At 71.0% G+C, this 25,624-nt stretch carries 25 protein-coding genes; 12 read left to right on the top strand and 13 right to left on the bottom strand.

Annotation, left to right across the window (positions count from 1 at the left end):
* Positions 1 to 132: 132 nt before the first annotated feature.
* Positions 133 to 1,035 carry a LysR family transcriptional regulator gene (locus tag OG223_RS10145; RefSeq protein WP_329245486.1) on the bottom strand — a complete coding sequence of 301 codons (903 nt, stop codon included), beginning with the start codon at positions 1,033 to 1,035 and terminating at the stop codon, positions 133 to 135.
* 74 nt (positions 1,036 to 1,109) lie between these two features.
* Here OG223_RS10145 and OG223_RS10150 point away from each other — a divergent pair, with 74 nt between their 5' ends.
* Positions 1,110 to 2,069, top strand: coding sequence for a DMT family transporter (locus OG223_RS10150; RefSeq protein WP_443073705.1), 960 nt, complete (start codon positions 1,110 to 1,112; stop codon positions 2,067 to 2,069).
* A 43-nt stretch (positions 2,070 to 2,112) separates the two neighbouring features.
* Here the strand turns inward: OG223_RS10150 and OG223_RS10155 are convergent, their stop codons facing one another.
* The gene (locus OG223_RS10155) at positions 2,113 to 3,444 is read right to left on the bottom strand and encodes an aminotransferase class I/II-fold pyridoxal phosphate-dependent enzyme (protein ID WP_329245492.1); all 1,332 of its coding nucleotides are present in this window, start codon (positions 3,442 to 3,444) and stop codon (positions 2,113 to 2,115) included.
* 61 nt (positions 3,445 to 3,505) lie between these two features.
* On the opposite strand from OG223_RS10155, the gene OG223_RS10160 reads away from it, so the two are divergent.
* Positions 3,506 to 4,192, top strand: coding sequence for a pyridoxamine 5'-phosphate oxidase family protein (locus tag OG223_RS10160; RefSeq protein WP_329245495.1), 687 nt, complete (start codon positions 3,506 to 3,508; stop codon positions 4,190 to 4,192).
* Positions 4,192 to 4,827 (top strand): FMN-binding negative transcriptional regulator, encoded by a 636-nt coding sequence (locus tag OG223_RS10165; RefSeq protein ID WP_329245498.1) that lies wholly within the window; start codon positions 4,192 to 4,194, stop codon positions 4,825 to 4,827. The genes OG223_RS10160 and OG223_RS10165 overlap by 1 nt, the downstream gene beginning before the upstream one ends.
* Before the next feature lie 12 nt (positions 4,828 to 4,839).
* Here OG223_RS10165 and OG223_RS10170 read toward each other — a convergent pair whose 3' ends face one another.
* From OG223_RS10170 to OG223_RS10180, 3 genes are all read right to left on the bottom strand, one after another.
* On the bottom strand, positions 4,840 to 5,787 hold the full coding sequence (locus OG223_RS10170; protein ID WP_329245501.1) for a DMT family transporter: 948 nt from the start codon (positions 5,785 to 5,787) through the stop codon (positions 4,840 to 4,842).
* Between the two features lie 175 nt (positions 5,788 to 5,962).
* Complete coding sequence (locus OG223_RS10175) at positions 5,963 to 6,979, bottom strand: EamA family transporter (RefSeq protein WP_329245504.1); 1,017 nt, start codon at positions 6,977 to 6,979, stop codon at positions 5,963 to 5,965.
* Between the two features lie 230 nt (positions 6,980 to 7,209).
* Entirely contained in the window at positions 7,210 to 7,764 is a 555-nt protein-coding gene (locus OG223_RS10180; RefSeq protein WP_329245506.1) for a Clp protease N-terminal domain-containing protein, read from the bottom strand.
* A gap of 219 nt (positions 7,765 to 7,983) precedes the next feature.
* On the opposite strand from OG223_RS10180, the gene OG223_RS10185 reads away from it, so the two are divergent.
* Together OG223_RS10185 and OG223_RS10190 are read left to right on the top strand one after the other, a co-directional pair.
* Positions 7,984 to 8,151: a hypothetical protein gene (locus tag OG223_RS10185; RefSeq protein WP_329245509.1), complete on the top strand. Its 168-nt coding sequence runs from the start codon at positions 7,984 to 7,986 to the stop codon at positions 8,149 to 8,151.
* 112 nt (positions 8,152 to 8,263) lie between these two features.
* On the top strand, positions 8,264 to 8,692 hold the full coding sequence (locus OG223_RS10190; protein ID WP_329245512.1) for a type II toxin-antitoxin system Rv0910 family toxin: 429 nt from the start codon (positions 8,264 to 8,266) through the stop codon (positions 8,690 to 8,692).
* Between the two features lie 105 nt (positions 8,693 to 8,797).
* On the opposite strand, the gene OG223_RS10195 is transcribed toward OG223_RS10190, so the two are convergent.
* On the bottom strand, positions 8,798 to 9,436 hold the full coding sequence (locus OG223_RS10195) for a PadR family transcriptional regulator (RefSeq protein ID WP_329245515.1): 639 nt from the start codon (positions 9,434 to 9,436) through the stop codon (positions 8,798 to 8,800).
* A gap of 158 nt (positions 9,437 to 9,594) precedes the next feature.
* On the opposite strand from OG223_RS10195, the gene OG223_RS10200 reads away from it, so the two are divergent.
* The gene (locus OG223_RS10200) at positions 9,595 to 10,491 is read left to right on the top strand and encodes an aminoglycoside phosphotransferase family protein (RefSeq protein ID WP_329245518.1); all 897 of its coding nucleotides are present in this window, start codon (positions 9,595 to 9,597) and stop codon (positions 10,489 to 10,491) included.
* A 43-nt stretch (positions 10,492 to 10,534) separates the two neighbouring features.
* On the opposite strand, the gene OG223_RS10205 is transcribed toward OG223_RS10200, so the two are convergent.
* Positions 10,535 to 11,551, bottom strand: a complete 1,017-nt coding sequence (locus tag OG223_RS10205) for an aldo/keto reductase (RefSeq protein WP_329245521.1) — start codon at positions 11,549 to 11,551, stop codon at positions 10,535 to 10,537.
* Positions 11,552 to 11,694: 143 nt separating this feature from the next.
* On the opposite strand from OG223_RS10205, the gene OG223_RS10210 reads away from it, so the two are divergent.
* The 3 genes from OG223_RS10210 to OG223_RS10220 are packed head-to-tail and all read left to right on the top strand — an operon-like array spanning position 11,695 to position 14,133.
* Positions 11,695 to 12,549, top strand: coding sequence for a helix-turn-helix domain-containing protein (locus tag OG223_RS10210; RefSeq protein ID WP_329245523.1), 855 nt, complete (start codon positions 11,695 to 11,697; stop codon positions 12,547 to 12,549).
* Positions 12,550 to 12,589: 40 nt separating this feature from the next.
* Positions 12,590 to 13,270: a class I SAM-dependent methyltransferase gene (locus OG223_RS10215; protein WP_329245526.1), complete on the top strand. Its 681-nt coding sequence runs from the start codon at positions 12,590 to 12,592 to the stop codon at positions 13,268 to 13,270.
* A 50-nt stretch (positions 13,271 to 13,320) separates the two neighbouring features.
* The gene (locus OG223_RS10220) at positions 13,321 to 14,133 is read left to right on the top strand and encodes a PhzF family phenazine biosynthesis protein (protein ID WP_329245529.1); all 813 of its coding nucleotides are present in this window, start codon (positions 13,321 to 13,323) and stop codon (positions 14,131 to 14,133) included.
* Between the two features lie 28 nt (positions 14,134 to 14,161).
* On the opposite strand, the gene OG223_RS10225 is transcribed toward OG223_RS10220, so the two are convergent.
* The gene (locus tag OG223_RS10225; protein WP_200684407.1) at positions 14,162 to 14,941 is read right to left on the bottom strand and encodes a CPBP family intramembrane glutamic endopeptidase; all 780 of its coding nucleotides are present in this window, start codon (positions 14,939 to 14,941) and stop codon (positions 14,162 to 14,164) included.
* A gap of 160 nt (positions 14,942 to 15,101) precedes the next feature.
* Here OG223_RS10225 and OG223_RS10230 point away from each other — a divergent pair, with 160 nt between their 5' ends.
* Positions 15,102 to 16,889, top strand: a complete 1,788-nt coding sequence (locus tag OG223_RS10230; protein ID WP_329245534.1) for a substrate-binding and VWA domain-containing protein — start codon at positions 15,102 to 15,104, stop codon at positions 16,887 to 16,889.
* A 31-nt stretch (positions 16,890 to 16,920) separates the two neighbouring features.
* Here the strand turns inward: OG223_RS10230 and OG223_RS10235 are convergent, their stop codons facing one another.
* Positions 16,921 to 18,432, bottom strand: a complete 1,512-nt coding sequence (locus OG223_RS10235) for a glutamate-cysteine ligase family protein (protein WP_329245537.1) — start codon at positions 18,430 to 18,432, stop codon at positions 16,921 to 16,923.
* 524 nt (positions 18,433 to 18,956) lie between these two features.
* Between OG223_RS10235 and OG223_RS10240 the strand changes: the two genes are divergently transcribed.
* Positions 18,957 to 19,541 (top strand): hypothetical protein, encoded by a 585-nt coding sequence (locus OG223_RS10240; protein WP_329245540.1) that lies wholly within the window; start codon positions 18,957 to 18,959, stop codon positions 19,539 to 19,541.
* A gap of 283 nt (positions 19,542 to 19,824) precedes the next feature.
* Entirely contained in the window at positions 19,825 to 20,016 is a 192-nt protein-coding gene (locus tag OG223_RS10245; protein WP_329245543.1) for a DUF5999 family protein, read from the top strand.
* 68 nt (positions 20,017 to 20,084) lie between these two features.
* Here the strand turns inward: OG223_RS10245 and OG223_RS10250 are convergent, their stop codons facing one another.
* From OG223_RS10250 to OG223_RS10265, 4 genes are all read right to left on the bottom strand, one after another.
* Positions 20,085 to 21,560 (bottom strand): glycoside hydrolase family 43 protein, encoded by a 1,476-nt coding sequence (locus tag OG223_RS10250; protein WP_329245547.1) that lies wholly within the window; start codon positions 21,558 to 21,560, stop codon positions 20,085 to 20,087.
* Between the two features lie 57 nt (positions 21,561 to 21,617).
* Positions 21,618 to 24,164, bottom strand: coding sequence for a sensor histidine kinase KdpD (locus OG223_RS10255; protein WP_329245550.1), 2,547 nt, complete (start codon positions 24,162 to 24,164; stop codon positions 21,618 to 21,620).
* A 1-nt stretch (position 24,165) separates the two neighbouring features.
* Positions 24,166 to 24,849, bottom strand: coding sequence for a response regulator transcription factor (locus OG223_RS10260; protein WP_329245553.1), 684 nt, complete (start codon positions 24,847 to 24,849; stop codon positions 24,166 to 24,168).
* 100 nt (positions 24,850 to 24,949) lie between these two features.
* Positions 24,950 to 25,618: a potassium-transporting ATPase subunit C gene (locus OG223_RS10265; RefSeq protein ID WP_329245555.1), complete on the bottom strand. Its 669-nt coding sequence runs from the start codon at positions 25,616 to 25,618 to the stop codon at positions 24,950 to 24,952.
* Between the last annotated feature and the right edge of the window lie 6 nt (positions 25,619 to 25,624).

Genomic DNA, 25,624 nt, shown 5'->3' on the forward strand with positions numbered 1-25,624 from the left:
CCGCGCCGTGCGCAAGTCGGCGCGTCTGTAGGCGCGTTGGCCGCGCCGCGCGCACGTCGGCCGCTCCGCCGGCGAGTCGCCCGTACTGCCCGCAAGTCGGCTGCCCGCCGGCGAGTTGCCTCAGGCGGGCCGTCAGGCGACCGTCTCCGCCGCCGCCTGCAACGCCTCGACCGCCGCGCGGATGGACGGGCGGCGGTCGGCGTCCGCGCGCCAGACGACGTAGACATGTCGGCGCACCCGCTGCTTCAGGGGGACGGTGACGACTCCGGCGGGCATCGGGTTGCGGCCCAGCAGGGGTACGACGCAGACGCCCAACCCGGCGGCCACCAGGCCCAGTTGGGTGTGTGTCTCGGCGGCGCGGTGGCCGATGATCGGTTCGATGCTCCGGGAGCGCAGGGTGAACATCAGCCACTCGTGGCAGAACTCGCCCTCGGCCCAGGTGATCCACTCGTCGTCGGCGAACTCCCCGAGGTCCACCTCCTCGCGCCCGGCCAGCCGATGACCGGTCGGCATCGCCACATCGGCGGGGTCGTCCAGGATCGGCGCCTTCACCAGACCGTCGGGCAGCGGCATCGGCTTGTTGTACCAGTCCAGGACGACGGCGAGGTCGAGATCACCGCGCACGACACCCGCGATGCCACTCTCCGGTTCCTGCTCCGTGGAGCGGACACGAAGGGCGGGATGCCGGGCGCGGAGGGCGGCGAGCGCGGTGGGGAAGAGGCCGCGGGCGGCGGTGGGAAACGCCGAGATCCTCAACTCGCCCACGACCTGCCCCCGTTGGGCCTCCAGGTCGGCCTGCGCCAGCTCCACCTGGGACAGGATGCGCCCCGCGTGCTCCGCGAGCAGCCGGCCGGCGTCGGTGAGCCGCACCCCCCGCCCGTTCTTCGCGAGGAGCTGCTGGCCGACCTCCCGCTCCAGCTTGGACATCTGCTGCGACACCGCCGAGGTCGTCACATGCAGCGCCTCGGCGGCACCGCTGACCGAGCCGTGCCGGGCGAGGGCGTCCAGGGTGCGCAGTCGCTCCAGATTCAACATGTAAGCGATGCTACGAGAAACCAGGCGCGAATTCTCGCTTGTGCTACGAGGTTGGGGCCAGGATCTTGGTTCTCATGACCAGCGCCGTGCCCACCGCCGCCACCCGGAAGCAGACCCGGGACACCGCCGACACCACCGCTCCCCTCCCCCGCCGCGCACTCGACTGGCGGCTGCGCTTCGGGGCGCTCTCCCTCATCTGGGGCTTCAGTTTCCTGCTCATCAAGGTGGGCACGCACGGCTACGCGCCCTTCCAAGTCACGTTCGGGCGGCTGCTGTTCGGGACGGCGGTGCTCGCGGCGGCGATGGCGGTGAAGCGCGAGCGGCTGCCACGGGGTGCGCGCACATGGGTCCGTCTGACGGTCGCCGCCTTCCTGCTCAACGCGCTGCCGTTCTCGCTCTTCGCCTACTCGGAGCTGACGATCCCGTCCACGCTCGCGGGCATCTGCAACGCGACCTCGCCGTTGTGGGGCATGGCGCTGTCCCTGGTCGCCCTCTCCGAGGACCGCCCGACCCGCGTCCGCGTTGCCGGTCTGGGCCTGGGCTTCCTGGGCGTCCTGACGGTCCTGGGCGCCTGGCAGGGCTTCCACGGCCTGGACGCCACGGGCACGGCGATGGCCCTGCTGGCCTCGCTCAGCTATCCGATCGGCTGGATCTACGTCCGCCGCACGCTGGCGGGCACCGACGCGTCGCATCTCTCCCTGACGGGCGCCCAGTTGCTCCTGGCGACCCTCCAACTGGCCGTCATCACCCCGCTGTTCACGTCGGTGCCGGCCCGCTTCCCCCTCCTCCCCCTGCTGGCGATCGCCGCGCTGGGCGCCCTGGGCACGGGACTCGCCGTCCTCCTCCAGTACGGCCTGGTCGCCGAGGTCGGCCCCACCACCGCCCAGATGGTCACGTACTTCATCCCGGTCGTCGCCACGGCGGCGGGCGTCGCGATCCTGGGCGAGACGCTGACCTGGTCGACTCCGGTCGGGGCGGTGATCGTGCTGGCGGGGGCGGGACTTACGCAGGCGGGGCGCAGGGCAGGCCGGTAGGCGGGCCCCGAGGCGGCCCCGAGTCGGGAGGGCCCGGAACCTCCTACGCGTACCCCCGGACCGGCGTCGGCCCGCAGGCGGAAGCGATCGCCTCCGCCAGGGCGTCCGTCTCGTCGGGTGTCAGGGTCGAGACGGTGACGCGGATGCCGGGGGATGCGCTCAGCCGGAAGCGCGCGCCGGGAGCCACGGCCCAGCCGGCGTGGAGGAGGCGGGAGACCGCGCCGGTCTCGTCCGGTACGGGGATCCACACGTTGAGGCCGCTGATGCCGTGGGCCGCGACCCCGCGTTCGGCGAGCGCGGCGGTAAGCGCGTCCCGGCGGGCGCCGTACGCGGCCGCCACCGCCGGTGTGTCGACCGCGCCGTCGGCCCACAGCCGGGCCACGGCCCGCTGGGTCAGGCGGCTGACCCAGCCCGGGCCCAGCCGTTGCCGGCCACGGACCCGGTCGAGGGTGACGGCGTCGCCGGTGAGCACGGCGAGCCGTAGATCGGGGCCGTACGCCTTGGCCGCCGATCGGACGAAGGCCCAGGTGCGGGTGGTGCCGGCCAGGGGGTGCAGGGGCTGGTCGACGATGCCGTGACCGTGGTCGTCCTCGATCAGCAGGGTCTCCGGGTGGGCCCGGAGCACGGAACGCAAGGCACGCGCGCGCGTGGCGCTCACCACCGCTCCGGTGGGGTTCTGCGCCCGGTCGGTGACGATCAGGGCCCGCGCACCGGACTCCAGCGCGGCGCGCACGTCGTCGGGGAGCGGCCCCTCGTCGTCGACACCGACGGGGGTCACGCGCAGCCCGAGCGCCGGTACGAGATCGAGCAGGCTGCCCCACCCGGGGTCCTCCACGGCGACGGTGTCCCCGGGCTTCAGATGGGCGCTCAGGACCCGCTCGATGACGTCCAGCGAGCCGGAGCCGACGGCCACGGGGCCCGCCGGGACCCCGTCCGCGTCCAGTTCGGCCCGCGCGATGCGCGCCAGCTCCGGTTCGACCGGGGCGTCGCCGTACATCACCGGTGCCCGGTCGGACTGTTCGGCGGCGAAGGTGAACGCGCGGGCGAGGGAGGGCAGCAGCGCCCGGTCCGGGTTGCCGTGGGAAACATCGCGCACCCCCGCCGGCACGTCCACCCGGATGTGCTCGCGCCCGGTCGTGGCCGGCTTGGGCCGCACCCGGCTGCCCCGGCGCCCGGCGGTCTCGATGACCCCGCGCTCCCGCAGCGTCCGGTACGCGGCCGCGACCGTGTTCGGGTTCACTCCCAGCTCTACGGCCAACTCCCGCATGGGCGGCAGCAGTTGCCCCGGCTCCAGCTCCCCGGAGCCCACCGCGCGCTCGACGTCCGCCGCGATGTCCGCTGCGCGTCGCCCTTCGATCCGATATCCTCCTAGCACAAAGCACACTATGCACTAGTGCAATACGAATGGCAACCGGCGACCAGCAACTGGAGAGCACATGCAGGGGACCACCTCGAAGCCGACGTCACCACCCGCCGCCTACACGCCCACCGACCGGACCGTCCCCACCCGCTCCGCGGACCGGGCGTCGTACGACAAGGAGCTGGTGCACGCGATACTCGACGAGGCCTATGTCTGCCACCTCGGCTTCGTGCGCGACGGGGCGCCGGTCGTGCTGCCGACGCTGTACGGGCGGGTCGGCGAGCGGCTGTACGTGCACGGTTCGACGGGTGCGCGCCCGCTGCGGATGACGGGGCAGGCCGATCCGGGGCTCCCGGTGTGTCTGACGGTCACGCACGTCGACGGTCTGGTGCTGGCCCGTTCCGCGTTCCACCACTCGATCAACTACCGGTCCGTGGTGGTGCACGGCATCGCCCACCAGGTGACGGACCCGCAGGAGAAGCGGACGGCGCTGGACGCGCTGGTCGACCACGTCGTGCCGGGCCGGTCGGCGGACTCGCGGCCCGCGAACAAGAAGGAACTCGCCGCCACGATGGTGATCCGCCTCGACCTCGACCAGGTCTCCGCCAAGCTCCGCACCGGCGGCGCCAACGACGACCCCGAGGACCTGGACCTCCCGCACTGGGCCGGCGTGGTCCCCCTCCAGCCGTCCTACGGAGCCCCGCTCCCGAACGACGACCTGGCCCCCGGCACCGAACTCCCCGACTACCTCGCCGCGTTGTAATGCTCATCCACCCCTGGGACGCACCCCAGGACGACACCGAGTGGCAACACTGGCTCGCCGCCCACGACTTCGGCCAACTGGCGGTCAACGGCCCTTCCGGAGAGCCCCCGTTCGTCCAGCCGCTCCACTTCGCCTACGACCCGGAGCGCGGCGAGGCGATCACTCATCTCGCCCGCCCCAACCCCCTGTTGCCCGCGCTTGAGGCCGCCCCTCAGGTGGTCCTGAGCGTCGTCGACGACTACGTGTACGTCCCGGGCCCCTGGCAGGCCGAACCGGACGGCCCGGCCGAGCACGGCGTACCGACGAGCTTCTACGCGGCGGTCCAACTCCGTTGCACCGCGCACCTGGTGGACGACCCCGCCGAGATGGCACCCCTCCTCGATCACCAGGTCGGGCACTTCCAGCCCGAGGGCGGCTCGTCGCCGGTCGTCGCGGGCGGGCCGCCGTACGGACGGCTGTTGTCCGGTATCCGGGTGGTGCGGCTCGAAGTGACCGGTGTGCGGGCGAAGTTCAAGTACGCGGGGAAGCGGTCGGCCGCGGTCCAGGACCGGATCGCGGCGGGGCTCGTGGAGCGGGGCGGGCCTCGGGACGCCGTGGCCCGGGAGCATCTGCTGCGCCGGCGCCGGGAAGGCTGACGGGGTCTCTCCTCACCTCGGCAGGGGGTTGCCGGCCGTCGCCGTGCGTGCCTCCGTCACCGCCAGGCCCGTGACCGAGGCGAGCATCAGCAGGGTGCCGGCCAGGGTCGTGGGGGTCAGTGGTTCACCGAGCAGGGTGACGGCGAGGACGGCCGCGCTCACCGGTTCCAGGAGCATGATCACGGAGACGGTGGCGGACCGTACGACGGCCGCGGCCGCGAAGTAGAGGGCGTAGGCGAGGGCTGTCGGGACCGTCGCGATGTATCCGAGGAGCCACAGGACTTGGCCGGGCTGGGCGGTGTGCGGTACCAGCCCCTCGGCCAGGGCGAACGGGAGCACGCACAGGCAGGCGACCGCGAATGTCCCGACCGCCGTGGCGGACGCGTCGGTTCCGCCGTCGCGTCCCCAGCGTCGGGTCAGCAGGGTCATGGCCGAGCCGCCCGCCGCCGAGACGAGCGCGAGCAGCACACCCGACGGACGTACGGTCGCGGCCGGGCCCAGGAACAGGACGGCGAGGCCGGTGAGCGCGCCGCCCACGGCGACCGTGCCGCCGGCACCGAGCCGCTCGCCCAGGGTGAGCCGGGCACCGAGCGCGACGAGGACGGGTCCGGCGCCCAGCGTGACGACGGTGGCCACGACGAGCCCGGTGGCCGCGACGGCCGCGAAGTAGGCCGTCTGGAAGACGGCCAGCCCGAGCCCTGTCGTCACGGTGCGCAGTGCCTTGCGGCCGAGCGGTTCGGCTACGGCGGTGGGGCGCGCCCTCGGGCGACGGAGGAGCCGGACGGCGAGCAGCAGCGCGAAACCGGCCGCGCAGCGCCAGAAGGACAGGGCGAGGGGGCCGAGGTCACTGGCCCGGTAGACCAGGGAGGCGGCCGCGCCCGCGGTGCCCCAGGCGACTCCGGCGATGATCAGGTAGAGCAGGCCTCGCCCGACGGGCAGGCCGAGAGCGGTGTTCGACACGAGAGGTCTCCGCAGAGGTGCAGAAGTGCGACGAGGAACCCCTGTCGGCGGGGTCCATGGGCTTCTTCTGCGGGCAGCACCGTTCCGCCCGGCTCTGCCGGGCGTGGATTCCGGGGGCCCGCCTCAGGCGGCCGGCGGCGGAAGAACGAGGACGTTCCGGTGCATGATCGGGAGCCTAGGCGGCCGTTCCGCGGCGGGACAACTCCCTTTCGGGGCCGCCGCCGGCCACCGGCTCCTCGGAGCCCTTCGTGGGCGCGGAGGACTGCGCGATGAAGGCGCCCAGCAGGACCACCGCTCCCCCGACGATCTGCGGCGCGGAGAGGTGTTCGCCGAGCAGGACCCAGGCCAGGACGGTCGCGATGACCGCTTCGAGGCACGCCACGACGCCCGCGACCTGCGGGGAGAGGCGGCGGACGGAGACGACTCCGGTGACGTACGCCAGGACGGTGGCGATCAGCACGATCCAGGCGAGCAGGACGGCGGCCGGGACCGCGGTGCCGTTCATGTGGGCGTCGCCCTCGAGGATCGACCAGTCCATGGTCCAGGGGCGGGCCACAGCGGTGAGGACGAGGGCGCCGACGAGCAGGCCGTAGGCGATCACGCCGAGCGGGTCGGGGGCCTCGGTGCCGGCGTCGCTGCCCTGGTCGGACAGGACGAAGTAGCCGACCTGGCAGCAGGCGGCGGCGAGCGCGAGCAGCAGTCCCACGGCGTCGAAGCTCAGGCCCGCCCACACCTCGACGACACAGGCGAGTCCGCCGGCCGCGAGGACCACACCGAGCGCGGCGGCCCGGGTGACGGGACGCCGCTGCACGAACCGCACCCAGCCGAGCACGAGGGCGGGTGCGAGGTACTCCACGAGCAGGGCGACGCCGACGGGTATGCGGGAGATCGCGGCGAAGTAGCAGGCCTGGACACCGGCCACGGCGAGCAGCCCGAACCCGAGGAGCAGCGCGGGACGGCTGCGGACGAGCGCGCGGTGCCGTACGGCGAGGGGCAGCATCACGAGGGCCGCGCCGGCCACCCGCAGCCACACCACGTGCAGCGGATCGAGCCCCGCCTCGATCAGCGGCTTCGCCGCGACCCCGGACCCGCCGAAGGCCAGCGCGGACCCGAGCGCGAGGCCGAGCCCGACACCCTTGCCGCCACCCTTGCCACCGCCGGCCGCACTGCTCTCAGACGTATGCACGGGCACATGATGACAGCGGATGACATGAGCGTCACCCCCGTTTGCACCTGTCTCAGGAGATGGACGAGCCCCTTACCGGTGCGCTCGGCGAACCGGAGGGACGCGGACGGCTCGGCGGGCCGGGGGATACGGCGGCTCAGCGGGCCGGGGATACGTGCGGCTCGGCGGGCCGGGGACGCGTGCGGCTCGGCGGGCCGGGGACGCGTGCGGCTCGGCGGGCCGGGGACGCGTGCGGCTCAGCAGCCCGTCTCGCCGCCGCCCCCGACGTACTCCCCCGAGCGGCCCTCGATCCAGATCAGTACCTCGGGGGACTCGATGCCGGCGCGGTGGAGGACCTCGACGGCGCGGGACCCGGGGTCCGCGACGATCGTGGCGAGGAGGTCGATGCCGGACGCCAGGTCGTCGCCGCGGAGTTCGGCGCGCTCGCAGGCGTGTTCCAGGGCATCGGCGGCCAGGGGCGACCAGCCCTCCGCCGCGGCGATCACGGGGATCGCGCCGGAGTCCTCGACCGAGCCCTGCCAGCGGAGGCCGTAGCCGATGCTGCGCTGGACGAGGTAGCCGAGCAGTCGGGCGATCTGCGGGCCGTCGCCGAAGACGGCGCGTGCCTCGGAGTCCGACTCCAGGAGGCTGTGCAGCAGATGGGCCGTGTCGATCTGCCGGTCCCCGTCCCGCAGGGCCCGGCGGCGCGCACCGGTGACCACCGCTGCCAGCTCTGCACTGAGCCTGGCATCGTTGTCCGCGCGGTGGATTCCCTGCTCGTGGACCGACTGCCTGGGGATACGGGGTTGCACTCTCCTACCCCATCAGTCCCCCGCTTCGAGGGCATCCCCGGAGGGTTGCATTTCGTCGTCCCACACAAAGTGGACCCGGGGCGACGGAATCTCCTCCTTACGGATGAGATCACGCCCCTTGACCCCGAGAGGCGCGCGCCCGCCCGCCGCGCGCCCCGTACGCAACCGTCCCGCATCCGGCGTACGTCTTTCGCGAACATGGAGAGCAGGTGCTGGCTGGTGGCTCTGCCGGCGGTCGACGGCAGGCAGTACGTGTACCGGGTGTACGCCCCGGAGGACGCGCTGCTCGCCGACCTGTTCTGGGACGCGTGGCACTGTCACGACGAGAGCGCCCACCCGCGCGCGTGGGACCTGTTCGACGCGGCGGAGATACGGCGGGTGAGCTGAACCGCGCAAGTGGGCGCACACGCACAATTCCTGACGGTTCATCAGTATTGAATGTTGCGCCCCCTGCGGCTACGTTCCGCGACACCGTAGCCCGATACGAAGAGGTGGTCGCATGGCCGAAATCAGCGCGGAGGCACGCATCGAGGCCCCGGCCGAGAAGGTGTGGGCACAACTCACGGACTGGTCCGCGTACGGCGAGTGGAACGCGACCCACACCAACTTCCCCAAGGGCGGCCCGGAAGTCCTCGCGGTGGGCGGGACCTTCCAGGAGAACATGAAGCTGATGGGCTTCCCGGCCGAAGTCGATTGGACCATCGAGGAGTTGGAGCCGGCCCGCGTGCTGGCCATCCGCGGCAAGGGACCGATGGCGGTGAACGTCGCCACGCGCTACACGCTCACACCCGACGGCGATGCCACGACGGTCCGTATCGACGGCGAGTTCACGGGCGCGGCGGTGTCGTTGATGGCGGGCAAGCTGAAGGACTCGGGGACGGCCGCACTGAACGAATCGCTGCGCAAACTGGCCGGGCTGGTGGCCTGAGAAAAGCACCGGGACACCGCAGGAACGGGAACGCGCAAAGGGAAGACGCCCCACGGAAGCTCCGTGGGGCGCCTTGGCCTGCTGCCTCTTCCGGCGCCGGGGACATCAGTCCTCGTCGGCCAGGATCAGGTACAGCTTCTTGCGGGCGTCGTTGATGACGGTCAGCGCCTTCTCGCGCTGCTCCTTGCTGCCGGTCTTCCAGACCTGGCCGAAGGCCTCCATCAGACCGAAGCCGGCCTGGCGGATCTCGGTGAGGGCCTCCCAGTCGACACCTCGGGAAGCCTCTTCCCAGGGCGCGTCCGGACCTTCCTCGGCCGCGGTACGGCCGGCCTCGGTGAGGGCGAACAGCTTCTTGCCGCCCTCCGACTCACTGGCGATCAGGCCCTCGTCCTCCAGCATCTGCAGGGTGGGGTAGACCGAGCCGGGGCTCGGCTTCCACGCGCCGCCGCTGCGCTCGGCGATCTCCTGGATCATCTCGTAGCCGTGCATCGGCCGGTCCTTGAGGAGGGCGAGGATCGACGCGCGCACATCGCCGCGCCGCGCCCTGCCGCCCCTCGGGCCGCCGCGCCCTCGTCCACCCCAGGGCCCGGGACCGAAGCCCGGCCCGAAGCCAGGGCCACCGGGCCCACCCGGACCACCGGGCCCGAAGGGCCCAAAAGCCCCACGCCGCCCGTCAGGGCCACCCCGGCCGCGCCGGAAGGGGCCTTCCTGTCCATGTCCACGCTCGTATCCGTGGGTACGCATCGCAATCACTCCATTCCATCGTTGATCTGTCGCGATGCGTCAACGATATATCGGAACTGTTCGGCTGGCAAGCCCCTTCTTTATCGGTTGCCGTCGTACCGGTTGATCTGGTCTGCTTCCGGCGTTTCGAGTCGGACCAGTGGAAGAGCCTGCGAGCGATGACCATGCACGATGACCAAGTGGACGTGACCACCGAAATCGTCGCGACCTTGATCCGGGAGCAGTTCCCTCAGTGGAGCGGCGAGGCGATCCGTCCCCTGTCGTCGACCGGGACGGTCCACGCGATCTTCCGCGTCGGCAACGACCTCTCGGCGCGCTTCCCACTGCGTCCGGCCGATCCCGCCCAGGCGCTGGCGGTGCTGGAACAGGAAGCCCGGGCGAGCGCGGAACTGGCGCGGGTGTCCCGGTTCCCCGTCCCGGAACCCGTAGCCCTGGGGAAGCCCGGAGCGGGTTACCCCATGCCGTGGTCGGTCCAGACATGGCTGCCGGGGACGGTCGCCTCCGATGCCGACCCGAGTGGGTCGGACGCTTTCGCCGAGGACCTCGCGGTCTTCATCGCGGCCCTGCGGGACGCCGAGACGCGGGGGCGGCTGTTCGACGGCGACAATCGCGGCGGCGTTCTCGCGCACCACGACGACTGGATGGCGAAGTGCTTCGAGGAGAGCGAGGGGCTGCTCGACGTGCCCGAGCTGCGCCAAGTGTGGGGCCGCTTTCGGGAGTTGCCTCGCACGAGTCCCGACGTGATGAGCCATGGCGACCTGATTCCCGGCAACGTACTGGTCGCGGAAGACCGGCTGAGCGGCGTGCTCGACACCGGCGGCTTCGGCCCGGCCGACCCCGCGCTGGATCTGGTCAGTGCCTGGCACCTGTTGCAGCCGGGCCCGCGGGAAGTGCTCCGGCGGACACTCGCCTGTGACGATCTGGAGTGGGAGCGCGGCAAGGCATGGGCGTTCGAACAGGCGATGGGTCTCGTCTGGTACTACGTCGAGAGCAATCCGACGATGAGCGGCCTGGGGCGCCGGACACTCGACCGCATTCTGGAGTCGACGGAGTGATGCGGGCCCGTGCCGGTGATCACAGGCCGACGGAGTGCGGGTTTCAGCGGCGCCGCAGGCGTTTGTCGGTGATCGGCGGGGTGGGGTCGATGTAGAAGTCGTCGGGATTCACGTCGACGCCGGGCGGGACGATCTCGTCGATACGGTCGAGGATGTCGTCGCCGAGTTCCACGTCGGCCGCGGCGAGGAGGTCGGTCAGTTGCTCGGGGCGGCGCGGGCCGATGAGTACCGCGGTGACCGCCGGATGGGCCCGGACGAATGCGGTGGCCAGATGAGGCAGCGGCAGTCCGGCCTCGGCGGCCAGAGCGGTCAGTTTGCCCACGGCGTCGGCCTTGGCCTGAACACCCGGCTGGGTCAGGTCGAACATCTTCGCCCCCACGCCGGCGTTGCGATGCCCGGCGGTGGGATCCGCGCGGCCCGACAGCCAGCCGGAGTTGAGCGGACCGAAGGTCAGCACGCCCATGCCGTAGCGCTGGGCGGTGGGCAGCACCCGGCTCTCCACGCCACGGGTGAGGATCGAGTACGGCGGCTGCTCGGTGCGGAACCGGTGGTGGCCGCGGCGCTCGGCCGTCCACTGGGCCTCGACGATCTCCTCGGGTGAGAAGAACGAGCCGCCGATGGCACGGACCTTCCCGGCCCGGACCAGGTCCGACAGGGCGCCGAGGGTCTCGTCGATGTCGGTGTGCGGGTCGGGGCGGTGAAGCTGGTAGAGGTCGATGTGGTCGGTGTCCAGGCGGCGCAGGCTGTCCTCCACCGCGCGGCGGATCCAGCGGGCCGACCCGCCGCCCCGGTTCGGGTCCTCGCCCATCGCCAGCCCGAACTTGCTGGCCAGGACGATGTCGTCGCGACGGCCCTTGAGCGCCTTGCCCACGATCACCTCCGACTCGCCGCCGGAGTACACGTCGGCGGTGTCGACGAGGTTGATCCCGGCGTCCAGTGCCGTGTGGATCATGCGGACCGACTCGTCGTGGTCGGTGTTGCCCATCGCGCCGAACATCATCGCGCCGAGTGCGTACTCGCTCACCGACATGCCGGTGCCGCCGAGAATCCTGCGTTTCATCAGGGGTACCTCCAGGTGCGTGCTTGCTTTTCCACCAGTCGAGCACCGCTCGCGCCCGGGGCGGGAGACCCGCTCCGACCGGGGGTCCGACAGACCCCCTTCGGCGCATCTGCTCCCCAGGTCACCCGGTCTACGGTGGAGGCATGGCCCAGGAACCGAACAGCGAGCTGCGGGACTTCCTCCGTTCGCGCCGCGCGAAGATCACCCCCGAGGAGGCGGGCCTGGCACCCCAGCCCGGTGCCCGCCGCGTTCCGGGCCTGCGGCGCGAGGAGGTCGCCCAGCTCGCCGGCGTCAGCGTCGACTACTACATCCGGCTGGAGCGCGGACGCCACCTCAACGTCTCCGCATCCGTCCTGGACGCGATCGCCCGCGCCCTGCGCCTCAACGATCTGGAGCGCGACCACCTGTTCCGGATCGCCAGACCGGTCCGAACCCGTCCCCGCCCGCTGCCCGCGCAGCGCGTCCGCCCCGGTCTGCGACTGCTGCTCGACAGCCTCACCGACGTCCCCGCCCTCGTCTACGGCCGCCGCATGGACGTCCTGGCCGCCAACCGCCTCGCCCACGCCCTGTACACGGACTTCGAGGCCCTGCCCGCCCGCAGCCGCAACATGGCCCGCCTGGTCTTCCTCGACGACCACTACCGGACCCTGTACGCCGACTGGGAGGACGCCGCCCGCGGCATCGTCGCCTCACTTCGCCTGTACGCGGGACGTCACCCGCATGACCCCGCCCCGGCCGAACTCATCGGCGAACTCTCCGTCCAGGACGCGGACTTCCGCCACTGGTGGGCCGACCACGACGTGTTCCAGCGCACCCACGGCACCAAGCGCTTCCACCATCCCGTCGTCGGCGACCTCGTCCTCGGCTACGAGGCCTTCGCCCCCGCCGACGACTCCGAGCAGACCCTGGGCGTCTTCACCGCCGAACCAGGGTCCCCCTCCGCGGACGGCCTGAAGCTGTTGGGCGACTGGTCCCTGTCCCACCACGGCCATGACTGACAACAGCGGACAGGCGGGCTCCCTCCCTACACTCATCCGCGTGACCGAGCAGCCCTCCTACCTCACCGCGATCCGGGAGTCGTACGACACCGTCGCCGCCGACTACGCCCAACTCGTCAAGGAACCGGCCGAGTTGGACCCGATCTCCCGCGCGACGCTGGCCGCGTTCGCCGAGACCGTGCGGGCCTCCGACCTGGGGCCGGTGGCGGATCTGGGGTGCGGGCCCGGCAAGGTCACGGCGTATCTGGCAGGGCTCGGGGTGCCGGTCTTCGGCATCGATCTCTCCCCGAGGATGATCGAACTGGCCCGCCGCGCCCACCCGGGCCTGACCTTCACCGTGGGCTCGATGACAGCGGCGCCGATCGGGGACGACGAGCTCGGCGGCATCCTCGCCTACTACTCCACGCACCACACCCCGCCGGACCAACTGCCGGTCGTCTTCGCGGAGTTCCACCGCACCCTCGCTCCCGGCGGCCATCTGATGCTGGCCGGTCACGTGGGAGAGGGCCAACTCCGGCGCCCGACACAGGCGTACAGCGGCCACCCCGTCTCCTACGAGTCCCACCTGCTCCCACCGGACCGGATCGCCGAGCTGCTCGCCCGGGCCGGACTCACGCTCACCGGCCGGCTGATCCAGGAGCCGGTCGAGGGAGCGAAGCGGACCTACGCCACCTTCCTGGCCCGGAAGCCGGAACGCCCCGCCGGCACATCGGTCCACTGACCCCGAATTGGCCTTGGTCCGCGGCTCCACGCACCCTCTAGCGTCACGGCATGAGGATTCGCATCGTCGACGCGTTCACCGACCGCCCCTTCGCCGGCAATCCGGCCGGGGTGGTGCTTCTCGACGCCTTCCCGGCGGACGACGACTGGCTGCAGAAGGTCGCGATGGAGGTCAATCACGCCGAGACCGCCTTCGCGCACCAACTGCCCGAAGGCGGGGACGCCGACTGGGCGTTGCGGTGGTTCACGCCGGCGACCGAGGTCGCGCTGTGCGGGCACGCGACCCTCGCCACCGCCCATGTGCTGCACACCACCGGCGCCCACGAAGGGCCCGTCCGGTTCGCCACGCGGAGCGGTGTGCTCATCGCCACGCCGGCCGAGGACGGGTCGATCACCCTCGACTTCCCGACCGCCCCGCTCACCGCCGTCACGATCCCGGACGGGGTCGCCGAAGCCCTGGGCGCCGAGCCGCTCACGGCCTTCGACACCGGCCCGAACATCGGCGACCTTCTCGTCGAACTCGCCGACGAGAAGACGGTCGTGGGCCTGGCCCCCGATCACAAGGCCCTCGCCGCCCACTCCGAGCGCGGCATCATCGCCACCGCGCGGGCCGAAGACCCCACCCGGGGCTACGACTTCGTGTCCCGCTGCTTCTTCCCGAACGTCGGCATCGACGAGGACCCGGTCACCGGCAGCGCGCACACGGCGCTGGCTCCCTACTGGTCCGAGCGGCTCGGGAACGCGGTCCTCACCGGGCTGCAGGCCTCGCCCCGCTCCGGGCTCGTGCGTACCGAACTCCGGGGCGGGCGGACCCTGTTGACCGGGCGGGCGGTCACGGTCGTCGACGGCGAGTTGCTCGCCTGAGCCGCAACGGACCCGCCCCTCCCGGGACTTACGCCGTCGGCAGCCAGCCGACCTTCCCCGCCAGCAGCGCATAGCCGACGAACGCCCCGATGTCGAGCAGGGAATGCGCCACCACCAGGGGACCCACGCGGCCCCAACGGCGGTACAGGTAGACGAAGACCACGCCCATCACCATGTTGCCGACGAAGCCGCCGATGCCCTGGTAGAGGTGGTAGCTACCGCGCAGTACGGAACTGGCCACCAGCGCGGTGCCCGGCGTCCAGCCCAACTGGCCCAGCCTGCGCAGCAGATAGCCCACCACGATCACTTCTTCGAGGATCGCGTTCTGCATCGCGGAGAGGATCAGGACCGGGTACTTCCACCAGACGTCGGGCAGCGCCTCCGGCACCACCGTGAGGTTGAAGCCGAGGCCGCGGGCGGACAGGTAGAAAGCGATGCCGGTGCTGCCGATGACCGCCGCGATCGCAGCCCCGCGTCCCAGGTCGGGCCAGGGCCGGGTGCGGTCGAAGCCGATCGTGCGCAGGCTCTCGCCCTCCCGCAGGAGGAAGTGCGCGACGAGCGCGACGGGGACGAGTGCCGACGCGATCCCGAACAACTGCCAGGCGAGATCCAGCCAGGGACGGCCCGGCGCGGCAGAGGCGTTGAGGGTGGCGGCCTGATCCTTGAGGCCGCCCGGTTTCGTGACCGATCCGACAAAACTGATCAGGGCGGACACACCGCTCGCACCGAGCGAAAGCCCCAGAACGAGCAGTGCCTCGGACCGGAGAATCCGCCGTGTGGGCCGCTCCAGCGGAAAAGTTTCGGCCACCTGCCCTGCCTCCACCTGCGCACCTGCCTTCAGTTCGGAATTCCCGCCTCATGCCCATCTTCGTCCCGCTAGGGTCTCGAAAGAACTTACGAAGATCGTGCTCGACAGGCCGTTGGGGGAGACGGTGGCACGAGGTTCAACAGGGAGGGGCACCACCGTCATGGGACGTCACAGCTTGCCCGATCAGGACCGGGCGGGCGGCAGCGACCCCCGTCCTCGCGCGCGCCGCCGTACGGTGGCCATCGCCACGGTCCTCGTGCTGACCATCGCCGGCGGTACCGCCGTGGCGGTGCAGAGCGGGTTGCTCTCCTTCGGCTCCTCCTGCCGCAAGGACGCGGTACGGCTGAAGCTCGCCGCCTCCCCCGATCTGGCTCCCGCCCTGCGCGCGGCGGCCGGACAGGCCCGTGACCAGGGCATCACGTCCGACGGGCAGTGTCTGAACATCTCGGTGACCGCCCAGGAGTCGTACAAGTTCGCGGACACGCTCAAGGCGGGCAAGCACCCGGACGCACAGGTTTGGGTGCCCGACTCGGAGCTGTGGGTGAACGAGGTCTCGTCGGCCGCCGACAGCGCTGCCACGGAGGTGACCCCCGCGGGCAACGTGGCCTCCACGCCGGTCGGTGTGGCGATGGTCCCGGCCGCCGCGAAATCGCTGGGATGGCCGCAGAAGACGTACACCTGGCTGGATCTGGCCGGGGCCACCCTGACGGACGACTCGCTGAAGCTGGGCGCGGCCGATCCGGCGCGCAGCGCGACGGGGCTGCTGGCGCTGACGCAGTTGAGCACGGCCGCGGCGAAGGTCAAGGGCGGGGCCACGCAGGCGGCGGCGATGATGAAGACGTTGTCGCAGCGGATCTCGGACACCGACGGTCAGGTGCTGGACACCCTGCCGCGCGACTCCTCGGGCACCGAGCAGGGCAATCCGAAGCGCAACCAGGCGCTGGTGCTGAGCGAGCAGTCGGCGTTCGCGTACAACGCGTCGGCCGACGGCGGCGGGAGCCTGGACCTGTTCTATCCGAAGGACGGCTCCCCTCGGCTCGACTATCCGTACAACCTCGTCGACCAGGAGCGGCTGACGACCGACCAGAGCCGGGCCGCGATCCGGTTCCTGACCTATCTGGGCCAACCCGCGCAGCAGAAGCTCCTGGAGAAGTACGGCTTCCGCACGGACGACGAGTCCGCGCCGAAGGCCGTCGTCGCCCAGGCCGGCGGCAGCAGCCCGCAGCCGTACGCCGTGGCGGCGGCCGAGCCCGCCTCCGACGCGGCGCTCCAAGAGGCCCTGGGCACCTGGACGATCACGGTGCAGAGCGCGCGGATCACCACGGTCGTCGACGCGTCCGCCTCGATGTCGGAGAAGGTGCCGGGGACCGGCCAGTCGCGCATGGATGTCACGAAGGCCTCGCTGCTGCAGGCACTGGCCACGTTCACGCCCGAGGACGAGATCGGGCTGTGGGAGTTCTCGACGAAGCTCGACGGCAACAAGGACTACCGCGTCCTGGTGCCGACCGAGCGGCTCGGCGACCGCAAGGGCGACGGCACCCAACGGGACGCCCTGTCAGCGGCGTTCGGCTCGCTGAAGCCGGTGCCGGGCGGGGCGACCGGGCTCTACGACACCACGCTCGCCGCGTACAGGGCGGCCACGTCCTCTTATGTGAAAGGGAAGTTCAACGCGTTGGTCATCCTGACCGACGGGGTCAATCAGGACCCGGGCAGCATCTCCCGCACCGCCCTCGTCAGGCAGTTGAAGCAACTCGCCAGCCCTGAAAGGCCGGTGCCCCTCATCATGATCGCGGTGGGCCCGGAGGCCGACAAGGAGGAGGCCCGGCAGATCGCCGAGGCGACCGGCGGCTCGGGCCACGAGGTGAGCGACCCGGCACAGATCCAGTCGGTGATCCTCCAGGCCATCGTGGCCGCGGGCGCGTCGGGTGCGTCCGCCAACGCGGGCTGAAACAGGGTCAGTTCACCCCACCCCCCACGCCTCACCCCAGCGGCTCCGGCAGCCCCACCGGCCAGGTGTGGACCGGCTCCCCGAGGTGCATCAGCTCGCTGTAGCGGCGAGTGGTGGCGGCCAGCGCGGCTTCCCTCGTGTGGCCCTGTTCCAGTGCGCGGTGGAACGTGGCGGACTGCCAGGTCGCGCCGTTGGCCCGGCGCCGGCAGCGTTCGTCGATCACGCCCAAGTACAGGTCCCGGTCGGCCGGTTCGACCCCCCACGCGTCCAGACCGGCCTCCGCGAGCGGCAGCAGTTCGTCGCGTACGAGGGCCACCGCGTCGATCTCGTTGGTGCCGCCGAGCCGCCCGCGCCGGGGCCAGAGAAGGCGGGCGTCGATGCCGTGGCGGCATGCGGTGTCGAAGTTGGCGGCCGCCGCCTCGAAGGGCAGCCGGGTCCACACCGGCCGCGACTCCTCGGCGAGGGCGCGGACGACGCCGTAGTAGAAGGCGGTGTTGGCGATGACGTCGGTGACGGTGGGGCCGGCCGGCAGGACGCGGTTCTCGACGCGGAGGTGCGGGACGCCGTCGGCGATGCCGTAGACCGGGCGGTTCCAGCGGTACACCGTGCCGTTGTGCAGGACGAGTTCGGCGAGGGTGGGGATGCCGCCGGCGTCGAGCACGTCGAGGGGTTCCTCGTCGTCGTGGATGGGGAGCAGGGGCGGGAAGTAGCGCAGGTTCTCCTCGAAGAGCTCGTACGCCGAGGTGACCCAGCGCTCGCCGAACCAGGTGCGGGGGCGGACGCCCTGGGCCTGGAGTTCGGGCGGGCGGGTGTCGGTGGCCTGCTGGAAGAGCGGGGGGCGGGACTCGTGCCACAGCTCACGGCCGAACAGGAAGGGCGAGTTGGCGCCCACGGCGACCTGGACGGCGGCGACGGCCTGGGCCGCGTTCCACACGTCCGCGAAGCGGTCGGGGGTGACCTGGAGGTGCAACTGCACGGAGGTGCAGGCGGCCTCGGGCGCGATGGAGCCCGAGGTGCACGTGAGGTGCTCGACGCCTTCGATGTCGAGGACGAAATCCTCGCCGCGGGCGGCCACGATCTGATCGTTCAGCAGGGTGTAGCGGTCGACCGCGGAGAGGTTGGAGGAGACCAGGTCGTCCCGGTCGAGTGTCGGCAGAATGCCGATCATCAGTATTCCGGCGTCGACCTCGCCGGCTTTCCGGTGGGCATATGCCAGTGACGTGCGGATCTCCTCGGCTAGCCGGTCGAATACCCGGCCGTCCAATCGATGTGGGGCAATGTTGACTTCCAGATTGAACATGGCGAGTTCTGTTTGGAAATCTCGGCTCGCGATGCGTTCCAGTACTTGCCCATTCAGCATTTTCGGCATGCCGTCGGAGCCGACGAGGTTCAGTTCGATCTCCAGCCCCATGAGGTTCCTGGGGCGGTCGAACCGCTTCTCGGCCAGCAGCCGCTCCAGTCCCGTCAGACAGCGCCGCAGCTTGGCGCGGTAGCGTTGCCGGTCGGCCAGTTCGAACGGCCCTGCCACGACCTTCTCACCCATCGAAGCGTCACCTCCTCGTCCCTGGGTCAGGAAGGATGATGCCCAGACCTGGCGATCGATAACGTCCCCGTACCGGCCCGGGGCCAGCTACTCTGGTCGGACGTGACCCGCGGCACATTCGCGAGGCATGCGGCACATGCAGTTCCGTCCGCAATGAAGACCTCGTGAAAAACGCCGACGACAATTGGCCGACCCCATCGGAGACATATCCCGAGGTCATCGCCGCGGAGCCGGTTCGGAACCGGGATGATTCCCGTGAATCCCTGGCCGAATAGGCCCTTGTTGTTCATACGGGAAACGGTTAGATGAAACATCGTCTGAACACGTGTCGTATAAACTCCGCGAACAAGGCAGAAGGTTGGCGCCCACGGTCCCGGAACCTGCCGTCGAGGTGACGTGCGGCAGGCCCTACCCATGTGCACGGAACCCGGCCCCGGCCTCCCTGACCCCGAGAGCTGACAGCGCCGTCCGCCCCCGCCCCGCCCTCGTGCCACCAGTGCCTGTCGAATGAGAGGCGACCCACCATGCCGCTGCATGTCCCCCCGGCTCCCGCGCCCGCCCTGCGCTCCGTTCTCACGGCACTCGGTTCCCCCACCGCAGTCCGCGAGGCCCGAACCCCGTCCCTGCGCGCGGCCCAGGGGCCGGCAACACCCGAACTCCCGCTGCCCCTCCATGTGTTGGAGCGCGTCACCGCGGAGGGGACGGCGGTCACCCGGCTGGCCGGGTGGCGTTTCCTGATCCGCTGCGGTGACCGCGCGGTGGCCGCGGCCGAGACCATGCTGACCCCCGACGGCTGGGCGTTCTCGCACTTCTTCGAGGGCCCGTACATCGCCTCCACCGAGCGCGCGCTGCGCCAGGCCGAGAACATGAAGGGCGCCCACCAGCCGCGCCTCCTCTCCGTGCCCGGCCTCTACATGCTGACACTCTGGCTGCACGGCGACCCCACCGCGGACGGCGCCGACGGCCACCCCGTCGCGTCCGATCTGCTGGTCCCGCTGGCCCCGGCACCGCCCGGCATCGCGGCCCACCGACCGCACCGGGTCGCCGAGTTGCTGCCGCTGCTGACCCATCGGGTGACTCCCGCGCCGCTGCTCGGTTCGCCCGCCTGACTTTCCCTCGCCGTCACTCTCGTACCCCGTCACCGAATTCCCGGCGGCGGGGTACGATCGCGTTTCCGGCCCTTTCACGCTCGTAACGCTCGTCCGAGCACGAAATAGCTCGTACGAGCCGGGAATTGGGATGAACCGTCCGCGCGGGTGATGCGTCTTGAACCTGTGAGAAGCGGTGCTGCTAAATCCCTGCGGATTGACGTCCATGGGGCAACACTGGGTTCGGACCGACTCAACACCACGGGGGACGGACATGACCACAACAGAGCGAGAGATCCCACCAATGTGCAAGCACCAGCCACCGTGTCCCACAGCCGAATCCGCCGACCGGGAGTCCGCCCGCCTCATGGCGCACCACCCGGAACAGGGCTGGAGCCTGCTGTGCAATGGCGTTCTCCTGTTCGAGGACACCGGTGAGCTCCTGCCCGACGGCCAGATCATCGCCCCACACCGTCAGGTGATGACTGCCGCTTGAGCATTTCAAGAACATGAGGGGCCGGCCGCACACACGAGGTGCGCACCGGCCCCGACGCATTTCCGGGGTCAATCACCCTCCGTAGTCGGCCGCTTTCCCAGCGCCTCCTCATAGTCGAACCAGTCGAAGTCCGCCTCACCCTCGGCGACATACATGCCGATCACCCGTCCGGTGAATCCCCCCGCCACCTGCGTGGACAGATAGCGTCCGTCCAACTTCGCCATTTCCACGGCACCTTGAGGGCCCTCCACCGAAAAGGCGAGGGTGTCGGGGCCGCGCGTGCCGACGCCCGCCGTACCGATGTCGACGGCCAGAGTGACCGGCCCTGGCGGCACGGGTTGCTCCGCGACCGCCTGCCGCACCGGGCCGATCCGCGCCACCACACTCGCCACTCCCCCGGCGACCTCCACGTCGTAGTGATGCGCCTCGTCCATGCGGACGGACAGGCCGGCGCGTCCGGAGCCGGGGTCGAGCCGGACCGTCGCGCGGCAGTCGGGGTGCTGCTGTCGGCGTCCGAGGAACACCCGACCCGCCTCACCGCGCAGCGTCAGCCAGCCCGGCCGCTCGGTCAGCGACCAACTGTCGTCCCGCCTGCCGCGCGGGGAGATCCAGGAGGCGGCGAGGGTCGGGGCGTCGAAGTCGTCGCGTACCGGCGGGAGTTGGACGGGGTGCCAGGCCGCCGGAGCCGGGTGCCGTTCCTGTACGGGGCCGACCCGGGGCCAGCCGTCCACCCATTCCACCGGGGTCAGGAACGTCTCGCGGCCCAGGACGTGGAAGCCGGGGAACCAGCCCCGGGGGCGGGTGCCGAGCAGCACCATCCACCAGGTGCCGTCGGGGGCCGTGACCAGGTCGGCGTGGCCGGTGCTCTGGATGGGGAGGTCCGTGCTGCGGTGGGAGAGGATCGGGTTGGCAGGGGCCGGTTCGTAGGGGCCGCGCGGGGAGCGGGCGCGGGCGATCGAGACGCTGTGGCCGTGTGCGGTGCCGCCCTCGGCCACCATCAGGTACCACCAGTCGCCGACGCGGTAGAGGTGCGGGGCCTCCGGGTGCTGGAGTCCCGTGCCGGACCAGACGGGGAGCGGGCCCTCCAGGAGCTTGCCGGTCGCCGGGTCGATACGGGCGACCTTCACCCCGGCCACCGCGCACCAGCAGGTGCCGTCGTCGTCCCAGGCCAGGTCGGGGTCGATGCCGGGCATGTCGACGAGTACCGGGTCCGACCAGGGGCCCTCGGGCCGGTCGGCGGTGACGAGGAAGTTGCCCTTGCCGCCCACGTCGGTGGTGATCAGGTGGAAGCGGCCGTCGTGGTGGCGGAGGGTCGGGGCGTAGATGCCCGCCGAGGCCGGGGTGTCGTCCGGCAGGTCCAACTGGCTTGGTCTGTCGAGTACGTTGCCGATCTGGCGCCAGTGCACCAGGTCCCGGCTGTGGAAGAGCGGGACCCCCGGGAAGTACTCGAAGCTGGAGCACGCGAGGTAGTAGTCCTCGCCGACCCGGCACACGCTGGGGTCGGGATGGAAGCCGCCGATGACAGGGTTGTCGTAGGTCCGCATGTGTCCCCGCTTCTCCGTCCGGCCCGCCTTCGAAAGTTTCGGGCCGATGGGCGAACATTACGGAGCGGGACTGTAGGTGGCTCCTGAGGTGTCGGCAAGGTCCTGGGCGGGGGCGAGTCGGAGGCTGAGCACCATCGTGAGGCCGCCGCCGGGGGTGTCCTCGGCGCCGAGTGTGCCGCCGAGGGCCTCGGTGAAGCCGCGGGCGACAGCGAGGCCGAGGCCCACTCCGGCGCCGCGCGGGGCGTCGCCGTAGCGCTGGAAGGGTTCGAAGATGCGGTTCTTGGCCGCGTCGGGGACGCCGGGGCCGCGGTCGATCACCCGTATCTCGACGCGGTCGGCGATGGCACTCGCCTTGACCAGTACGGGAGTTCGCTCCGGGCTGTACTTGACCGCGTTCTCGACGATGTTGGCGACCGCGCGTTCCAGCAGGCCCTTGTCGACGGGGACCATGGGCAGGCTCTCCGGGATGTCGAGTTCGACGCTGTCCTCGGGGACCCCGCCCAGCGCCATCGGGACCACCTCGTCCAGGTCGACCTCGCGGATGATCGGGGTGACCGTGCCGGTCTGCAGGCGGGACATGTCGAGGAGGTTCCCGACGAGGTTGTCGAGGCGGTCGGCGCCGTCCTCGATGCCGGCCAGGAGTTCCGCCCGGTCCTCGTCCGACCAGGCGACGTCCTCGGAACGGAGCGAGGAGACGGCCGCCTTGATGCCTGCCAGCGGGGTGCGCAGGTCGTGGCTCACGGCGGCGAGGAGTGCCGTGCGGATGCGGTTGCCCTCGGCCAACGCCCGTGCCTGGTCGGCCTCTTCGCGGAGGCGACGGCGGTCCAGGACCACGGCGGCCTGCGCTGCGAAGGCGGCCAGGACGCGGCGGTCCTCGGCCGGCAGGACCCGGCCGGAGAGGGCGAGGGCCATGTGGTCGCCCACCGGTACGTCGACGTCCGCGTCCTCCGGGTTCTGGCAGGGGCGGGGGCCCACGCTGCCCGCGCAGGTCCAGGGTTCGACGTCGCTCGCGCGCTCCAGCAGGGCGGCGGACTCCATGCCGAAGGTCTCCCGGACCCGTTCCAGGAGCGCCTCCAGGCTGGTCTCGCCGCGCAGCACATTGCCCGCGAGGAAGGACAGGATCTCCGACTCGGCGCGCAGCCGGGCCGCTTGGTGCGTGCGCCTCGCGGCCAGGTCGACCACCGAAGCGACCGACACCGCCACGGCCACGAAGATCGCGATGGCGACGATGTTCTTGGGGTCGGCGATGGTGAAGGTGTGCACGGGCGGGGTGAAGTACCAGTTGAGCAGCAGCGATCCGACCGCCGCCGAGGCCAGTGCGGGGAAGAGTCCGCCGAGCAGGGCCGCCGCCACGGTCAGGGACAGGAACAGCAACATGTCGTTGGCCAGGCCCACTTCGGGGGCGACACCGCTCAACAGCCAGGTCAGCAGCAGCGGTCCGCCGATTCCGGCCAGCCAGCCCCAGACGATACGGGCCCGCCCGAGCCGCGCGCCCCGGTTCACGGGCAGTCCGCGCCCCTTGCCCGCCTCGTCGTGGGTGATGAGGTGGACGTCGAGATCGGGACCGGACTCACGGGCGACCGTCGAGCCGACGCCGGGCCCGAAGACGTACTGCCAGCCCTTGCGGCGGGAGACACCGAGGACGATCTGGGTGGCGTTCACCCCGCGCGCGAAGTCCAGCAGGGCCACCGGGATGTCCTCGCCGACGACTTGGTGGAAGGTGCCGCCCAAGTCCTCGACCAGGGTGCGCTGTTGGGCGAGCTCCTTCGGGGAGGCGGAGGTCAGGCCGTCGCTGCGGGAGATGTAGACCGCCAACACCTCGCCTCCCGCGCCCTTTTCGGCGAGGCGCGCGGCCCGGCGGATCAGGGTGCGGCCCTCGGGTCCACCGGTCAGGCCGACGACGATCCGCTCGCGCGAGCCCCAGATCGCCGAGACGCGGTGTTCGCTGCGGTACTCCTGGAGGTAGGCGTCGACCCGGTCGGCGAGCCAGAGCAGCGCCAACTCCCGCAGGGCGGTGAGGTTTCCGGGGCGGAAGTAGTTGGAGAGGGCGGCGTCGACCTTGTCGGGCTTGTAGATGTTGCCGTGGGCCATCCGGCGCCGTAGCGCGGGTGGTGACATGTCGACGAGTTCGACCTGGTCGGCCCGGCGGACTACCTCGTCCGGGACGGTCTCCTGCTGCCGTACGCCGGTGATGGACTCGACGATGTCGCCCAGGGACTCCAGGTGTTGGATGTTGACGGTCGAGATCACGTCGATGCCGGCCGCCAGCAGCTCTTCGATGTCCTGCCAGCGCTTGGCGTTGCGGGAGCCGGGGATGTTGGTGTGCGGCAGCTCGTCGACGAGGGCCACCTCGGGGTGGCGGGCGAGGACCGCGTCGACGTCCATCTCGGTGAACGTCGTGTCCCGGTAGGCGAGTTCGCGGCGCGGGATCTCCTCCAGGCCGTGCAGCATCACCTCGGTGCGCGGCCGGTTGTGGTGCTCGACGAAGGCGACCACGCAGTCGGTGCCCCGCTCGATTCGGCGGTGTGCCTCGGACAGCATCGCGTACGTCTTGCCGACGCCCGGTGCCGCGCCGAGGTAGATCCGGAGCTTGCCGCGTCCCATGTCATCCTTCGAAGCGGTAGCCCATGCCGGGCTCGGTGATCAGATAGCGGGGGCTCGACGGGTCCCCCTCCAACTTCCTTCTCAACTGGGCCATATAGACCCGCAGATAGTTGGTCTTGTTGCTCTGGGTCACCCCCCACACCTCCTGCAACAGGTACTTCTGGGTGACCAGCCGGCCCGGGTTGGTGATCAGGATCTCCAGCAGATGCCACTCGGTGGGGGTGAGCCGGATGTCGTGTCCGTCGCGGGTGGCCTTCTTGGCGAGCAGGTCGATGGTGAAGTCGTCGGTGGTGACGAGGGTGGTCGTCGGGGCGAGCGGCACGTCCTCGACGCGGCGGACGGCGGCCCGTAGCCGGGCGAGGAGTTCGTCCATGCTGAACGGCTTGGTGATGTAGTCGTCGGCGCCCGCGTCGAGGGCGGCGACCTTCTCGTCGGAGGCCTGCCGGGCGGACAGCACCAGGATCGGGACCCGGGTCCAGCCGCGCAGCGCCTTGATGACGTCGACGCCGTCCATGTCGGGCAGCCCGAGGTCGAGCATCACGACGTCCGGCTGCCGCGCGGCCGCGAGCCGGAGCGCGGTGGCTCCGTCGGGGGCGGCGTCGACGCCGTACTGGCGGGCCTGCATGTTGATCACGAGGGCCCGTACGAGCTGCGGGTCGTCCTCCACCACCAACACCCGTGTCATGGGGGTGTGCCTTTCGTGTGGTCCCTGGCATGGCACCGGGAGTCGGCGGTGCCGGGATCCCTCCCGGGCCGCCGACTCCCCTGCCGGTCGCGTAACGCCATCAGCTCTTCGTCACAAGGGACTTGAGCGCGATGTTGAGCTCCAGCACGTTCACCGTCGGCTCACCGATGAAGCCGAGGGTGCGGCCGTCGGTGTGGTCGTCCACCAGCTTCCGCACCTGGGTGACGGTCAGGCCGTTCTTCTCGGCGATGCGGTGGACCTGGAGGTCCGCGTACGCCAGGGAGATGTCCGGGTCGAGACCGGAGCCGGAGGAGGTGACGGCGTCGGCGGGCACCTGGGACGCCTTGACCGTGTAGCCGGGCACCGAGTTGTCCTTGACGACGGCGGCCTTGGCGTCCTTGACCTGCTGGACGAGGACCTTGCTGTCGGCGGAGAGGTTGGTGGCGCCGGACAGGATCAACGAGTACTGCGTGTTGATGCTGTTGGTGCCGAGACCGTTCTGCGGGCGGCCCTGGAACCACTTCAGATCCGGATCCGGGGTCTCCTGGCCCTTCTTCAACGGCAGGTTGTACGACTGCCCGATCAGGGACGAGCCGACGACCTTGCCGTCCGCCTTGATCTCCGAGCCGTTCGCCTTGCCGGGGAAGACCGCCTGGGCGATGCCGGTGACGACCAGCGGGTAGATGACGCCCGTCACCAGGGTCAGCACGAGCAGGGCGCGCAGGCCCGCCCAGAGCAACCGGGCTGTGTTGGATACCGAGTTGTTCATAGCCGA

The sequence above is a fragment of the Streptomyces sp. NBC_01478 genome, assembly GCF_036227225.1.
Lineage (GTDB): Bacteria > Actinomycetota > Actinomycetes > Streptomycetales > Streptomycetaceae > Streptomyces.